This is a genomic window from Streptomyces sp. NPDC048734, assembly GCF_043198675.1.
In the GTDB taxonomy this organism is placed as follows: domain Bacteria; phylum Actinomycetota; class Actinomycetes; order Streptomycetales; family Streptomycetaceae; genus Streptomyces.
In genome coordinates, this window is record NZ_JBICUZ010000003.1 from 613,320 (window position 1) to 627,921 (window position 14,602).

General features: G+C 73.9%; 13 protein-coding genes, 2 tRNA genes and 2 pseudogenes. 12 read left to right on the plus strand and 5 right to left on the minus strand.

Going from position 1 to position 14,602, the window contains the following annotated elements:
* Positions 1-161 precede the first annotated feature (161 nt).
* Positions 162-668: an SSI family serine proteinase inhibitor gene (locus tag ACGFQC_RS11730; RefSeq protein WP_363090881.1), complete on the minus strand. Its 507-nt coding sequence runs from the start codon at positions 666-668 to the stop codon at positions 162-164.
* A 156-nt stretch (positions 669-824) separates the two neighbouring features.
* Between ACGFQC_RS11730 and ACGFQC_RS11735 the strand changes: the two genes are divergently transcribed.
* From ACGFQC_RS11735 to ACGFQC_RS11745, 3 genes are all read left to right on the plus strand, one after another.
* Positions 825-915: transfer RNA gene (locus ACGFQC_RS11735), tRNA-Ser, on the plus strand.
* Positions 916-1,123: 208 nt separating this feature from the next.
* Positions 1,124-1,196 (plus strand) — tRNA-Arg (locus ACGFQC_RS11740).
* A gap of 122 nt (positions 1,197-1,318) precedes the next feature.
* On the plus strand, positions 1,319-1,540 hold the full coding sequence (locus tag ACGFQC_RS11745) for a hypothetical protein (RefSeq protein WP_363090880.1): 222 nt from the start codon (positions 1,319-1,321) through the stop codon (positions 1,538-1,540).
* A 332-nt stretch (positions 1,541-1,872) separates the two neighbouring features.
* Here ACGFQC_RS11745 and ACGFQC_RS11750 read toward each other — a convergent pair whose 3' ends face one another.
* On the minus strand, positions 1,873-2,001 hold the full coding sequence (locus ACGFQC_RS11750; RefSeq protein WP_363090879.1) for a hypothetical protein: 129 nt from the start codon (positions 1,999-2,001) through the stop codon (positions 1,873-1,875).
* Positions 2,002-2,569: 568 nt separating this feature from the next.
* Positions 2,570-2,929: a helix-turn-helix domain-containing protein gene (locus ACGFQC_RS11755; RefSeq protein WP_363090878.1), complete on the minus strand. Its 360-nt coding sequence runs from the start codon at positions 2,927-2,929 to the stop codon at positions 2,570-2,572.
* Positions 2,930-3,047: 118 nt separating this feature from the next.
* On the opposite strand from ACGFQC_RS11755, the gene ACGFQC_RS11760 reads away from it, so the two are divergent.
* The 9 genes from ACGFQC_RS11760 to ACGFQC_RS11800 all read left to right on the plus strand — a co-directional run bounded on the left by ACGFQC_RS11760 (position 3,048) and on the right by ACGFQC_RS11800 (position 14,267).
* The gene (locus tag ACGFQC_RS11760; RefSeq protein ID WP_363090877.1) at positions 3,048-3,698 is read left to right on the plus strand and encodes an NAD(P)H-dependent oxidoreductase; all 651 of its coding nucleotides are present in this window, start codon (positions 3,048-3,050) and stop codon (positions 3,696-3,698) included.
* Between the two features lie 82 nt (positions 3,699-3,780).
* Complete coding sequence (locus ACGFQC_RS11765) at positions 3,781-4,326, plus strand: YciI family protein (RefSeq protein WP_363090876.1); 546 nt, start codon at positions 3,781-3,783, stop codon at positions 4,324-4,326.
* A 314-nt stretch (positions 4,327-4,640) separates the two neighbouring features.
* Complete coding sequence (locus ACGFQC_RS11770; RefSeq protein ID WP_363090875.1) at positions 4,641-5,519, plus strand: DUF2797 domain-containing protein; 879 nt, start codon at positions 4,641-4,643, stop codon at positions 5,517-5,519.
* Between the two features lie 455 nt (positions 5,520-5,974).
* Positions 5,975-6,958: an alpha/beta hydrolase gene (locus ACGFQC_RS11775; RefSeq protein WP_363090874.1), complete on the plus strand. Its 984-nt coding sequence runs from the start codon at positions 5,975-5,977 to the stop codon at positions 6,956-6,958.
* A 254-nt stretch (positions 6,959-7,212) separates the two neighbouring features.
* Positions 7,213-7,953, plus strand: a complete 741-nt coding sequence (locus ACGFQC_RS11780) for a response regulator transcription factor (RefSeq protein WP_192582816.1) — start codon at positions 7,213-7,215, stop codon at positions 7,951-7,953.
* Complete coding sequence (locus ACGFQC_RS11785; protein WP_363090873.1) at positions 7,950-9,554, plus strand: HAMP domain-containing sensor histidine kinase; 1,605 nt, start codon at positions 7,950-7,952, stop codon at positions 9,552-9,554. Before ACGFQC_RS11780 ends, ACGFQC_RS11785 begins: the two co-directional genes overlap by 4 nt.
* Before the next feature lie 14 nt (positions 9,555-9,568).
* Entirely contained in the window at positions 9,569-11,089 is a 1,521-nt protein-coding gene (locus tag ACGFQC_RS11790; protein ID WP_363090872.1) for a bifunctional glycosyltransferase family 2/GtrA family protein, read from the plus strand.
* Positions 11,086-13,272, plus strand: a complete 2,187-nt coding sequence (locus ACGFQC_RS11795) for a glycosyltransferase family 39 protein (protein WP_363090871.1) — start codon at positions 11,086-11,088, stop codon at positions 13,270-13,272. Before ACGFQC_RS11790 ends, ACGFQC_RS11795 begins: the two co-directional genes overlap by 4 nt.
* Positions 13,273-13,508: 236 nt before the next feature.
* Complete coding sequence (locus ACGFQC_RS11800) at positions 13,509-14,267, plus strand: TetR/AcrR family transcriptional regulator (RefSeq protein WP_363090870.1); 759 nt, start codon at positions 13,509-13,511, stop codon at positions 14,265-14,267.
* 50 nt (positions 14,268-14,317) lie between these two features.
* On the opposite strand, the pseudogene ACGFQC_RS11805 reads toward ACGFQC_RS11800, so the two are convergent.
* Together ACGFQC_RS11805 and ACGFQC_RS11810 are read right to left on the minus strand one after the other, a co-directional pair.
* Positions 14,318-14,416 (minus strand): annotated as a pseudogene (locus ACGFQC_RS11805) (PPOX class F420-dependent oxidoreductase); the annotation flags it as partial.
* 87 nt (positions 14,417-14,503) lie between these two features.
* Positions 14,504-14,602, minus strand: a pseudogene (locus tag ACGFQC_RS11810) (PPOX class F420-dependent oxidoreductase); the annotation flags it as partial.

Consider the following 14,602-nt stretch of genomic DNA (forward strand, 5'->3'; position numbering starts at 1 on the left):
CCTGCGCGGGACCTTCGCGCGACATTCACGCGACGGGTGCTCCCGCCACGGGAAACCTGTACGACTTCTGTGGGGTGCGGGGGCGTACGACCCGCCGTCCCGGCGGGCGTCCTCGGGCTGCTGCGGGACGGAACCCGGTCGACCGCCCCCGGCACTCCTCGTCAGGGGCCGGCCGGTGTCCGCCCCACCTCGGGCAGCAACGGCGTGAACCGGTCCCAGCGCTCGATCTGACACCCGTTGCCGCGCTCGAACGTCGTGTCGACGGGTCGCCCGGCCCAGCGGCCGGTGACATGGGCGGTGGCCGGACCGCCGTACCGCATGGTGCACACACCGCCCTCCGGCACGGGCGCGAAGGGATCCCTCCCCCACCGGGTGTTGCGGTCCACGGCCGCGCAGGCCCCCGACACGTCCGGGTGCGTCCCCCGGTCCGGACGGCACCGCACCGCGAAGGTCCCGTCGGCGCCCCCGCCCGCGCCCCGGACGATCACGGTGAGGTGATCGCCGGAGGCGGGCCGGTCCTCGTCGCGGACGGGAGGCGGCGCGAGGGGCGGCCGGGCCGGGCCGGATCCGGCGTGGGCGGTGACGGAACCCGCGCCGAGCGAGCCGACGACGGCGACGGAGGCGGAGAAGGCGAGAACGAGCCGCCGCAGCGGTGTGACCTGGACCATGACCTGCCTAACGCCCCACCCCCGGCGACGTTCCGCCCGGCGAATGCCTTTGCCCTGCGGGCCGCCCGCCTAGTACCGTGGACGCCGATTGGTGACACGACGCTCGACTGTGTCATCATCTGCACGCGCCACTCGCAGTCACGCGAGCGGCTGTGTGGAGGCGTCGCCTAGTCCGGTCTATGGCGCCGCACTGCTAATGCGGTTTGGGCCTCAAAGCCCATCGAGGGTTCAAATCCCTCCGCCTCCGCTCGACTTCGAAGCCCCGGTCCTCCGCGACCGGGGCTTCGTCGTTCCCGGCCACCTGTTTCCGCACCCCCGGATCGGGTCTTCTCGCAGGTCACAAGGGGTGGGGGAATCGGATTTCACATGGCGGCGGCAGTCATGTAATGTTCTTCCTGTCGCCGCGAGCGGGCCGCAAGGGCCGGGAGCGGAGACGGAAAACAGAAGAAGAACAAGCACTCGTAGCTTAACGGATAGAGCATCTGACTACGGATCAGAAGGTTGCAGGTTCGAATCCTGCCGAGTGCACACCGACGAGAGGCCCCGGAGAGATCCGGGGCCTCTCGCGTTGGACCGCCGAAGCCCTCCCGGAGACGGAAGAGGTGTTCGAGCGCTGCCGGGCGGCCGCGGTCGGGCGCATACTGGGGGCAATGACAAAGCCTGCTGCATCGAAGCGCCATCTGCCCACCAGCCCCTTCAAGGCTCCGGTCGCGCCGCCGCCCAAGCAGTTCGCCGTGGGTGACCAGGTCACGCACGACGTGTACGGCCTCGGCCGGGTGATCGGCATCGAGGAGGGGATCGCGGTCCTCGTCGATTTCGGCTCGGCACAACAGCGGATCCTCAGTCCGTACCCCAAGCTGACCAAGCTGTAGAACCCGCAGTGCCCTCTCACGGCACGTCGGCTTCCTCACAGCCCTGTAACGAATGGGAGTCCTCTCATCGACTCGACCTCGCTGTTCTCCGCTCCGGAAGGGGCGCCGCGCAGTTCCCTCGCGACCTCGCCGCCTCCGGCGGCGAACCCCTTCCAGGCACCGGACTTCGGAGACTTCGTGGAGTCCGCGGAGAACGACCACTTCCCGCTCGAGGACGTGCCGGAGTTCGTCCCCGAGCGCCGTTCTGCTCGGCGGAGGTCCGGCTAGCTCCCGCCCGGGGCTGTCCGACCCCGACACCGACCCCGGTGTCGGCCTCGGTCTCGGTCTCGGTCTCACGAGCCGTGCGGGTCTTCGACGAGGACGGTCGGGGCCATGGTGCGGCTCGTGTCCAGGACGTGCGCCGTGCCGGCGAGACGCGTCCGGCCGTGGCGTGCGGGGTCGGCCAGGTGACGTCCCGCCACGCGGCGCGACGGTGTGCCGTGCCCGACAGCCGTCGCCGGGCCCGGTGGGGATCAATCGCGACCGGCGCCGCCGCTCGGCGGTGACGCCCGGGACGCCACGCGTCCCGCCGGTGTGCGGTCCGTCGTCGCTCGGTCGGCACGCGGGTCCGCCGTCCGGCCGGTGACCGCCCGCGCGACCTCGACCCGATCGGGGCGCGGACCCGCGCGAAAGCCCCGGCCCACAGCATCGGAAACTCCCTCTCCGCGCCGACCGCCGGCCGCGCCGTGATCACTCCGGCGGGCTGGTGGACCTGAACCCGCTCCGGCTGCGGCCTCGCTCCGGCTCCGCCCTCGGTCCTGCCTCCCGCTCCTCCTCCGCCGGCCGCGTCACGGCTCTCCGGGTGTCCGCTCTCCGGGTGTCCGAAGGAGCGCGGTTCCGGCCGGTTGCCGGTGCGGCGGCAGAAGCCCCGTCCGGCGCGGTCGCGGTCGGCGGAGCCGTGCGTGGCCCGCTCGGGACGGCCGCGCTCCTCCGGTACGGATTCGGTGTCCCCGGGGCGCCGTGCCGGCACGCAGGGTTCCGGCGGCTGCCTCAGCAGACGCCGTCGGTCTTGAGCAGGTGTTTCTCCGCCCAGCGGCCCAGTTCCTGGAGGGCGGGGCCCAAGGCGGCCCCGGCGTCGGTCAGGCGGTACGAGACGCGGAGCGGCGGGCCCTCGTCGACCTCGCGCACCACGAGACCGGCGGCGCTCAGCTCGGTCAGGCGGTCGGACAGCATGCGTTCGCTGATGCCGGGGATGCCGCGGCGCAGCGCGGCGAAGTAGACGGGGCCCTGCATCAGCGCGGCCACGATCATGCCCGTCCAGCGCTTGCCGAGCAGCCCGAAGACGCTGGTGATGCCGTCGCCGACCCGGCTGCACGCCCCCGGCTCGTGATCCGTCCTCGTGTCCGCCATGCCTCCAGGGTACCGCCCGGTCGTTCGGGGGTGAAAAAAAGTAAGTAGCTGTGTTATTAGTTGTCACGTAGCTATTGATAGCTGCGTACGGAAACGTATCCCGACCTTGGAGTGCCCCATGGCCACGTTGCTGCACCTGGACTCGTCGCTGTTCCCCGCCTCCGCCTCAGCGTCCCGCGCGGTGACGGAGGCCTTCCGCAAGGCGTGGGAGGAGGAGCACCCGCAGGGCACCGTGAACTACCGCGACCTCTCCGCGGAACCCGTCCCGCACCTGGACGCCCTCACCGCCTCGGCCGGCTTCGCCGACCCGGCCGCCCACACCCCGGAGCAGGCCGCGGCGTTCGCCGAGCGGCTGAAGCTGGTGGAGGAGCTGGAGGGGGCGGACGCCGTGCTGATCGGCGCCCCGATGTACAACTTCACCATCCCCTCGACCCTCAAGGCCTGGCTGGACCAGGTCCTCCTGATGGGCCGTACGGCCGGACCCGACTCGACCCTCAAGGGCCTCCCGGTCACCGTCGTCGCCAGCCGGGGCGGCTCCTACGCGCCGGGCACCCCGCGCGAGGGCTACGAGTACGTGCAGAACTACCTCCAGGCCGTCCTGGTCGACATGGCCGGCGCCGAGGTCGACTTCATCGTGCCCGAGCTGACCATGGCCGCCACCAACCCCGCGATGGCGGACCTCGTCCCCCTCGCGGAGGCGTCCCGTGAGCGCGCGCTGGTCAGCGCCGCCGAGAAGGCCAAGCGGCTCGCCGCCCGCGTCGCCGCCTGAGGTCCGTCGTCCGGATCGGACCGCGGGACGGCGACCGGACCGTTCCGCCCCGGCCCGCGGGGCAGTCGCCGAGACTGGGCGCATGGAGTTCTTCTGTCATCACCGTGACCGGCCCGGCTCTCTCGCCCTGCGCACCCAGCTGGTGGAGGAGCACTGGTCCTACATGGACCGGTACGAGGCGGAGCTGATCGCCCGGGGGCCGACCTTCGACAAGGGCGTGCTCAGCGGCAGCGTGCACGTCGTCGACCTGCCGGACCCGGCCGCCGCGCGGGCGTTCGCGTTCGACGAGCCGGGCTACCAGGCCGGGGCCTACCGGGACGTGCTGCTGCGGCGGTGGCGCAACCTGCTGGGGCGCACGATGTGGGACTTCCCCGGCGGCCGGGACGGGGGCGAGCGGTACCTGGTCCTCGGGCTCGGCGCGGGGGAGGCCGCCGATCTCGACGTACCGGACGACCGGGACGAGCTGATCGCGTACGGGCCGCTGCTGTCCGACGACGGCGCCGCCTGGCTCGGTACGGCGGTGCTGCTCCGCGCCCCGGACCCGGACGCGGCACGGGCCGTGCTGACCCCGGACCGGTACGCCGGCATCGAGGTCCACGAGTGGGAGTTCGGGGGGCGGCGGTCCTGACCTCGCCCCGGGCCCCGGGGGGGGGGGGGGGGGGGGCCCGGCGGGGCGCGGGGGGGCGGGGGGGGGGGGGGGGGGGGGGCGGCGGGGGGGGGGGGGGGGGGGGGGGGGGGGGGGGGGGGCGGGGGGGGGGGGGGGGGCCGCGCCCCCCCCCCCCCCCCCCCCCCCCCCCCCCCCCCCCCCCCCCCCCCCCCCCGCCCCGCCCCCCCCCCCCCCCCCCCCCCCCCCCCCCCCCCGGGGCCCGCGGGCTGTCCGGCGGTCTTCCCGGCGGGTGGTCGCAGGGGCGGTGTCAGTGGTGGCGCCTACCGTGGTGGGTGATGGCACAGGCATGGAAGTGCGCGGGGCTGCGCTGGTCGGGGACCGGCCCCGAGCTGCTGTGGGACGGGGGGCGTCGTAGCCCGCTGTCGTGGGGGAAGCGGGTGGCCTTCGGGGTGGCGGAGGGGGGTGTGCGGGTGTGTACGGGGGCTCGGGGACACCCGTGCCCGGTGCGGGCGGCCGTGCCGGCCCGCAGTACGGGGGCGCGCTGCGAGGAGTGCGGGCGGCTGGACCGGGCGCACTCCGTCGCCGCGGACGGTGTCGCCGACGACCCGCGGCCGTACCGCGTGTACCTGGCCTGGTTCGGGCCCGGTCTGGTCAAGGTGGGGATCACCGCGGCCGGGCGGGGGCCGGCGCGGCTGCTGGAGCAGGGTGCCGTCTCCTTCAGCTGGCTCGGCACCGGCCCCCTGATGGCCGCCCGGCGCACGGAGGAACTTCTGCGGGCCGCGCTGCGCGTCCCGGACCGGGTCCCGTACGCCGAGAAGCGTGCCGTACGGGCCGAGTTGCCGCGGCACGAGGGGGAACGGGCGCTGGAGATCCGTGAGCTGCACGCCAGGGCGGTCGGACTCGGCGGCTGGCCCGAGTCGTTGGCGCGGGAGCCCTTCCGGGCCGTCGACCACGTGGGGGTCTTCGGCCTCGCGGCGGCACCGGCGGCCGTCGGCGCGGTGAGCGAGCTGGCCGCCGGGGGCGCGGTGGGCGGGGAACTGGTCGCCGCCGCCGGCCCGGATCTGCATCTGGCGACGGCGGCGGGAGTCGTCGTGCTGGACACCCGGCTGATGCGGGGCTGGGAGCTCGTCCCTGCCGGGGAGACGGACGAAGTGAAGGTGCCGGTGCGGGAGTTCAGAAAGGCGACGGGACATCTTCAGGACGAGCTGTTCTGAGGACCGAGCCGCCCCGGCGGACCTCCGGTGGACCCGCCCGGGCCGATTCCCGTCTTCCCTCGGTGGACCCGCGATCCAGCCCGCCCGGCCGCCGCGCGCCCCGCTGCCCCGCCATGTGTCCCGTTCCCGCCCGGGCCGATTCCCGCCCGCCCCCCGGCGGACCCGCGGCGGTCCCGCGAGCCCTCCGCTCGCCCCCCGGCGGACCCGCGGCGGACGCGCGAGCCACCCGCCCGGTCGCCCCGCGACGCGCGCCCGTCCCGCCCGGCCGCCCCGCGACCAGGCCTGCCCCGGCCCCCACTCCCGTTTTGCCGAACCGGCAAGTCCCCTCGCACCGCTCCGGACCGCCCCCGCAGGATGCCGGTGACGGAGCTCCGCCCGGGCGGGGCTCCACCGGACGGGGCCACCCCGTGACCGGGCGGCCCGGCACCTCCCGGGCCCGGACCTCTGGAGCTCTCATGCCGCAGCAGACCTTGGACGTCACCCACCGGACCGTTCCCTCCCCCGCGGGACGGATCCACCTCGTGGAGCAGGGCACCGGCCCGCTGGTGCTCCTGGTGCACGGATTCCCCGAGTCCTGGTACTCCTGGCGCCACCAGTTGCCCGCCCTCGCGGCCGCCGGTCACCGCGCGGTCGCCCTCGACGTCAGGGGGTACGGCCGTTCCTCCCGGCCCGCCGCCCCGGAGGCGTACCGCATGCGAGAACTGGTCGAGGACAACGCCGCCGTGGTGCGCGCCCTCGGCGAGGAGCGCGCGGTGGTCGTCGGTCACGACTGGGGCTCGTCCATCGCCGCCCACTGCGCACTGCTCCGCCCGGACGTCTTCCGCGCGGTCGGCCTGCTCGGCGTCCCCTACACGCCCCGTGGCGGACCGCGGCCCAGCGAGATCTTCGCGCGGATGGCGGGCGCGCAGGAGGAGTTCTACGTCTCCTACTTCCAGGAGCCCGGCCGGGCCGAGGCCGAGATCGAGCCCGACGTACGCGGCTGGCTCGCCGGGTTCTACGCGGCCCTGTCCGCCGACACCATGCCCGCCCCCGACGCGCCGAGCCCGTACTTCGTGCCCCGCGGCGGCCGGATGCGCGACCGCTTCCCCGCCGGCCGGCTGCCCGGATGGCTCACCGAGGAGGAACTCGACTTCTGCGCGGCGGAGTTCGAACGGACCGGGCTGAGCGGGGCGCTGGCCCGCTACCGGAACATGGACCGGGACTGGGAGGACCTCGCCGACCACGACGGCGCCCCCGTCACCCAGCCGTCCCTGTTCGTCGCCGGTCGCCTGGACGCCTCCACCACCTGGCTCGCCGACGCGATCGACGCCCACGCCGCCACCCTGCCCGGCCTGGTCTCCTCCCACCTGCTCGACGGCTGCGGCCACTGGATCCAGCAGGAGCGGCCCGAGGAGGTCAACCGCCTCCTCGTCGAGTGGCTCGCCGCCCTCCCGGACTGAGCCCCGGGCGGGCGCCGGACCGGACGGGTTCCCTCAGGGAACTCCCGGGAACGCACAGGAACCCGCAAGGGGCCGCCGCACGGAGGCAGCCGCTCCACGAGACCGCCCCGGCCGTGCGACCGGGGCGAACGCCGACGGACGGGCCGCCGGCCCGCGCCCGCACCGCGCTTCCCTGAGAGCTTCCTGTGCGTTTCTCAGGGAAATCACAGACAGCGGAAAGCGTGTTCTCAGAGGACCCCGACATGGTGTCCTGCATGACCACGACCTCGCCCCAGGGGCGCACCGAACTGCTGAGGCCGGACGGGAGCCCCGTCCGAGTGCTTGTGGTGGACGACGAGTTGTCGATCACCGAACTGCTGTCCATGGCCCTGCGCTACGAGGGATGGCAGATCCGGAGCGCCGGTGACGGCACGGGCGCCGTCCAGACCGCCCGCGAGTTCCGGCCCGACGCCGTCGTCCTGGACATGATGCTGCCCGACATGGACGGGCTGACCGTCCTCGGCCGGCTGCGCCGCGAGCTGCCGGACGTCCCCGTGCTGTTCCTCACCGCCAAGGACGCCGTGGAGGACCGGATCGCCGGCCTCACCGCCGGCGGCGACGACTACGTCACCAAGCCGTTCTCCCTGGAGGAGGTCGTGGCCCGGCTGCGCGGGCTCATCCGCCGCTCCGGCGCCGCCGACCGCCGCTCCGAGTCGGTGCTCGTCGTCGGCGACCTCACCCTGGACGAGGACAGCCACGAGGTCTCGCGGGGCGGCGACAACATCCACCTCACCGCCACCGAGTTCGAGCTGCTGCGCTTCCTGATGCGCAACCCGCGGCGGGTGCTCAGCAAGGCCCAGATACTGGACCGGGTGTGGTCGTACGACTTCGGCGGCCAGGCCAACGTGGTCGAGCTCTACATCTCCTACCTGCGGCGCAAGATCGACGCGGGGCGCGAGCCGATGATCCACACGCGGCGCGGCGCCGGTTACCTGATCAAGCCCGCGGCGTCATGAGCGGGCGACGACGGCCGCGTGCGCAGAGGCGAGCGGGCAAGCCCCGCAAGCCCCGCACCCTGCGGACCCGGCTCGTCGTGGCGTCGGTGGTGCTGATCGCGGTCGTCTGCGCGGTGATCGGCACGGTGACGACACTGGCCCTGCGCTCGCACCTGTACGAGCAGCTGGGCGACCAGGTCGTCGAGGCCGGCAAGCGGCTGTCGGGACCGCCGTTCGGCCGGGACGGCGAGAAGAACACCCTGGTGGAGGACCGCGTCGACGGCTTCGTCACCAACGGTCCGACGCAGGAACGGACCGTGGCCGCGGAGGTCGCCGCCGACGGCACGGTCTCCAGGGCCGTCGTCGCCGAGCGGGTGTCCGACGACATCCGGCAGCGGATGAACGCCACCGCGCTGAGCGCGTCCCAACGTGCCGCGTTCGAGGGCGTGCCCGTGACCGGCACCCACACCGTGACCCTTCCGGGCCTCGGCGACTACCTCGTGACGTACGTGCCCGGCGACGACGGCTCCGGCTACTACGTCGCCCTGCCCACCGCCGTCGTCGACAGCACCGTCAACACGCTGATCCTCGTGGAGATCAGCGTCACCGCAGCCGGTCTCGGCGCCGCCGTCATCGCCGGCTACGTGCTCGTCGGGCTCGCCACCCGCCCCCTGCGCAAGGTCGCCGCCACCGCCACCCGCGTCTCCGAACTCCCCCTGCACACCGGTGAGGTCAACCTCTCCGAGCGGGTCCCCGAGTCCGAGACCGACCCGCACACCGAGGTCGGCCAGGTGGGCGCCGCGCTCAACCGGATGCTGAACCACGTCCACGGCGCCCTGCACGCCCGCCAGGAGAGCGAGATGCGGGTCCGCCAGTTCGTCGCGGACGCCAGCCACGAACTCAGGACACCCCTGGCCTCCATCAGGGGGTACGCCGAACTGACCCGCCGCGGACGCGAGCAGGTCGGGCCCGACACCCGGCACGCGCTGGGCCGGATCGAGTCCGAGGCCGGCCGGATGACCTTCCTCGTGGAGGACCTGCTGCTGCTCGCCCGCCTCGACGCGGGCCGCCCGCTCCAGTTCGAGCAGACCGACCTCGTCCCCCTCGTCATCGACACCATCAGCGACGCCCGTGCCGCCGGACCCGACCACGTGTGGCGCCTCGAACTCCCCGAGGAGCCGGCCCCGGTGTCCGCCGACCCGGCGCGGCTGCAACAGGTCCTCGTCAACCTGCTCGCCAACGCCCGCACCCACACACCGCCGGGCACGACCGTCACCGCGCGCGTGCAGCGGCGCGGCCCCTGGCTGTGCGTGGACGTCCAGGACAACGGCCAGGGCATTCCGCAGGACCTGCTCCCCCGCGTCTTCGAACGGTTCGCCCGCGGCGATTCCGCGCGCTCCCGCGCCACCGGCTCCACCGGCCTGGGCCTCGCCATCGTGCAGGCCGTCGTCGGCGCGCACGGCGGCGCCGTGACCGTCGACAGCGTGCCCGGACGGACCGTCTTCACCGTGCACCTGCCCGCCCTCGCCCCCGCCGTGCCCCGGCCCGCGCCCGAAACCGACTGGCAACGGGACTCACAGGGCCAGCACAGGGCCAGCACATGGGTGCAACAGGGCGTCTGAGGAGAGTCGTCGGCATGCGAACCGACTCTTCTCCCGGCACCCTGCCGGCGCGGGAGCACCTCCCGGCCGCCACAGCCGGTACGCCTGTCCTGGACGTAGTGATCCCCGTCTACAACGAGGAGAAGGACCTCCAGCCCTGCGTGCGCAGACTGCACGACCACCTGACGCGGACGTTCCCCTACCCGTTCCGCATCACCGTCGCGGACAACGCGTCGACGGACAGCACCCCCGACGTGGCGCGGCTGCTGGAGACGCGGGTCCCCGAGGTGAGGTCCGTCCGCCTGGAGCAGAAGGGCCGCGGCCGGGCGCTGCGGACCGTCTGGTCGGCCTCGGACGCCCCGATCCTCGCCTACATGGACGTCGACCTGTCCACCGACCTCAACGCGCTGCTGCCGCTGGTGGCACCGCTGATCTCGGGCCACTCCGACCTGGCGATCGGCTCCCGGCTGGCCCGCAGCTCGCGGGTGGTGCGCGGGGCCAAGCGGGAGTTCATCTCCCGCTCGTACAACCTGATCCTGCGCGGCTCGCTCCAGGCCCGGTTCTCGGACGCGCAGTGCGGTTTCAAGGCGATCCGCCGCGACGTGGCGCAACTTCTGCTCCCGCTGGTGGAAGACACCGGCTGGTTCTTCGACACTGAGATGCTGGTGCTCGCCGAACGGGCCGGTCTGCGTATCCACGAAGTGCCGGTCGACTGGGTCGACGACCCGGACTCCACGGTGCACATCGTGAAGACGGCGACCGACGACCTGAAAGGGGTATGGCGCGTGGGCCGGGCGCTGGCCACCGGTTCGCTTCCCCTGGACCGGCTGACCAGGCCGTTCGGCGACGATCCCCGCGACCGCGAGATCATGGACGTACCCAAGGGCCTGGCCCGTCAACTTGTCGGCTTCTGTGTCGTCGGTGGCCTGTCCACCCTCTTCTACCTGCTGCTCTACAGCGGTTTCCGGCAGTTCTCCGGCTCCCAGACGGCCAACGCGCTCGCGCTGCTGGTCTCCGCGGTCGCCAACACCGCCGCCAACCGCCGGCTCACCTTCGGGGTGCGCGGCCGGAGCGGTGCCGTCCGCCACCAGGCGCAGGGACTCGTCGTCTTCGGCATCGGCCTCGCGCTGACCAGCGGTTCGCTCGTCGCGCTCGACGCGGCGACGTCCGACCCGGCACACGCCACCGAACTGGCCGTCCTCGTCGCCGCCAACCTCGCGGCGACCGTGCTGCGCTTCCTCCTCTTCCGCGCCTGGGTGTTCCCGGACCGGCGGGGCGACGAGGAGCCCCCGGCCCCGTCCCAGCCCCTGGGGCGGACCGCCGCCTCACCGGCGTACCCCGCGCCCGGTCCACTGCCGCAGCGGCCGTACCCCCACGCGCCGCACCCCCACACCCCGCCGCACGACAGCGGCACGAACCAGTTCCGCGCCGGCGAAGCCGCGGACGGCACCGTGGGGGTGCCCCCGATCGAGCGAAGCCGAGAGTGGGGGAGGGACGCCACCATGCGGCTGCAGCCGGTGCGTCCCCACGACACCGATCCGGGGGACGCCCGATGACCACCCACCTCGACGACACGGCGCGGACGGCCGACGGCCCGGCCACGCCCACCGCCTGGGGCCCGCCCGAGACCGCTCCTCCCGCGATACCGCGGGAACCCGACGCCCCCGCCCCCGGTGCGGGCGAGCCGAAGCAGCCCCTCGCCCGCAGACTGTGGCGCGGCCGGCCCGAGGACCCCCGCTGGGCGCGCCCGGCCCTCCTCGGCCTGCTGCTCGCCACCTGCGCCCTGTACCTGTACAACCTGAGCGCCTCCGGCTACGCGAACTCCTTCTACTCCGCGGCCGTCCAGGCCGGCAGCCAGAGCTGGAAGGCGTTCTTCTTCGGCTCGCTGGACTCGGCCAACGCCATCACCGTCGACAAGCCGCCGGCCGCGCTGTGGCCGATGGCGCTGTCCGTGCGGATCTTCGGCCTGAACTCGTGGGCGATCCTCGTTCCCGAGGTGCTGATGGGCGTCGGCTCGGTCGCCGTCGTGTACGCCTCCGTGCGCCGCCGCTTCAGCCCCGCCTCGGGCCTGATCGCGGGCGCCGTGCTCGCGCTCACCCCGGTCGCCGCGCTGATGTTCCGGTTCAACAACCCGGACGCCATGCTGGCCCTGCTGATGACCACGGCCTGCTACCTCGTGGTCCGCGCCCTGGAGGACGGCCGCACGAAGTGGCTGGTGTGGGCCGGTGCCGCGATCGGCTTCGCGTTCCTCGCCAAGACCCTCCAGGCCTTCCTGATCCTGCCGCCGCTGGCGATCGTGTACGCCGTCTGCGCGCCGGTCCCGCTGCGGAGGCGTTTCTCGCAGCTGGCCCTGGCGACGGCAGCGCTGGTCGTCTCCGGCGGCTGGTGGGTCGCGGTCGTCGAGCTGTGGCCCGCCTCCTCCCGCCCCTACATCGGCGGCTCGCAGAACAACTCCTTCCTGGAGCTGACCTTCGGCTACAACGGGCTCGGCCGCCTCAGCGGCGACGAGACCGGCAGTGTCGGCGGCGGTGGCGGCGGCGGAACCGGGCAGTGGGGCGAGACCGGCTGGGACCGGATGTTCAACTCCGAGATCGGCGCCCAGATCTCCTGGCTGCTGCCCGCCGCTCTGATCCTGCTGGTCGCGGGCCTGGTGGCCACGCGCGGGCGGAGGCGGACCTCCGTGACCCGGGGCGCGTTCCTGGTCTGGGGCGGTTCGCTGCTGATCACCACGGTGGTCTTCAGCTACATGGCGGGCATCTTCCACCAGTACTACACGATCGCGCTGGCCCCCTACCTGGCCGCCGTGATCGGCATGGGCGCCGGCCTCCTGTGGGAGAGGCGGTCCGGGATCCGGGCGTCGCTCACCCTCGCCGCCGCCTCGGTGGCCGCCGCGGCCTGGGGGTACGTCCTGCTCGACCGCACCCCGGACCACCTGCCCTGGCTGAAGTGGCTGGTGCTGGTCGGCGGCCTGACGGGCGCGCTCGGCCTGGTCTTCGCCGGCCGGCTGACCCGGCGGCTCGCCCTCGCGGCGGCGGCCGTGAGCATGGTCGCGGCGCTGGCCGGACCGACGGCGTACACGTTGAGCACCGTGAACTCCGCGCACACCGGATCCATCCCGACGGCGGGCCCGGCCGGCGCGTCCATGATGGGCGGCGGCCGGGGCGGTCCCGGCGGCGGTGGCGCCTTCGGCGGCCTGCCCGGCCAGCAGGGCCAGGGCCGGCAGAACGGCGGCTTCCCCGGCGGCGGCCTGCCCGGCCAGCAGAACGGCAACGGCGGCACACAGGGCCAGGGCCAGGGACAGGGCCGGACCGCCCCCGGCGGACAGACCGACGGCGGCGGCCCGGCGGGCGGCGGAGGCGGCATGGGCGGCCTCATCAACGGCGCCACCGTCACCGACGAGGCCAAGAAGCTGCTGGACACCGACTCCGACAAGTACACCTGGGCGGCGGCGGCCATCGGCGCCCAGAACGCCGCGAGCTACCAGCTGGCCACCGGCGACCCGGTGATGGCCATCGGCGGCTTCAACGGCACCGACCCGTCCCCGACGCTGGCGCAGTTCAAGCAGTACGTCGCCGACGGCATGATCCACTACTTCATCAGCAGCGGATCGGGCGGCGGCATGGGCGGCAGCGGCGACGGCACGTCCGCGCAGATCACCGAGTGGGTCGAGGCCAGCTTCAAGCAGGTCACGGTCGGTTCGACCACGTTCTACGACCTGACGGGGGAGGCGGCCGGCTGAGGTCCGGCGGCCGGCACGGCAAAGGGGCGGTGACCGCGGTCACCGCCCCTTTCCGCGTGGCGCGCCGGGCCCGTGCCACCGGACGGACCGGTGGCGGCGGTGCCGCGCCGCCGTGCCGCCGTGCCGCCGTGCCGTGCCGCCGTGCCGCCGTGCCGCGGGCCTGCGGCCTCGAAGGCCCGGCCGCCACCTAGCATCGTCATCAGGAGTGACCCGGAGAACCCCCAGGAAGGTGCGCCATGGCGAAGGCTGCCGAGCAGGCCGGGCGGACCAGCGTGTGGCTGGAGGGCAAGGCGCGCCGGGGGCGGGGCGGGAGCCAGCCGTCGGGACTCGACCGGGACCGGATCACCGGGGCCACCGTACGGCTGCTGGACGCGGAGGGACTGGACCGGTTCTCCATGCGCCGCCTGGCGGCCGAGCTGGGCGTGACGGCGATGTCCCTCTACTGGTACGTCGACACCAAGGACGACCTGCTGGAACTCGCCCTGGACGCGGCCTTCGGCGAACTGGAACTGCCCGATCCGGAGGCGGCGGGCGAGGACTGGCGCGAGCAGCTGCGGGCGCTGGCGTCGGCGTACCGGGAACTGCTGGTGCGACACCCGTGGCTGTCGCCGCTGGCCGGACGGTACCTCAACATCGGGCCGAACTCCCTGGTCTTCTCCCGCACGGTCCAGAGGGTGGTCCGCAGCACGGGCCTGCCCGACCACCGCATCACGAGCGCGATCGCGGCGGTCTTCCAGTTCGTGTACGGCTACGGCACGATCGAGGGCCACTTCTTCGGCCGGGTCGCGGACGCGGGCATGACCCCGGACGAGTACTTCCAGCACTCCCTGACCGAGGCGACCGAGGCGCCGCGGACCGCCGAGGTCGTCGAGGAGTCCAGGAACCTCATGGCGGCCCGCGGCGGCGACACGGTCGCGGAGATGCTGGACCGCGACTTCACCTTCGCCCTGGACCTGCTGGTCGCGGGCATCGAGGCGATGGTGGAACGCGGCTGAGGCCGCGCCGGACTCCGTCCGCCGGTCGAGGGGGCCGGTGGTCGGTCCTGGGGGGCGAGGCGTGCCGGGAAGCCGCCGGTGGCGACGGGGCTCCAGCGCTCGGGCGTGACCCGGATGATGGACTTGCCCTGCTTGACCATCGCCGCCCGGGCCCCTTCTTTTTGCGTCGCTCGCGCTGCTGCGCAGGCTTCGGGACGCCGCGCCGGACTCCGTCCGCCGGTCGAGGGGGCCGGTGGTCAGTCCTGGGGGGCGAGGCGTGCCGGGAAGCCGCCGGTGGCGACGGGGCTCCAGCGCTCGGGCGTGACCCGGATGATGGACTTGCCCTGCTTGACCAT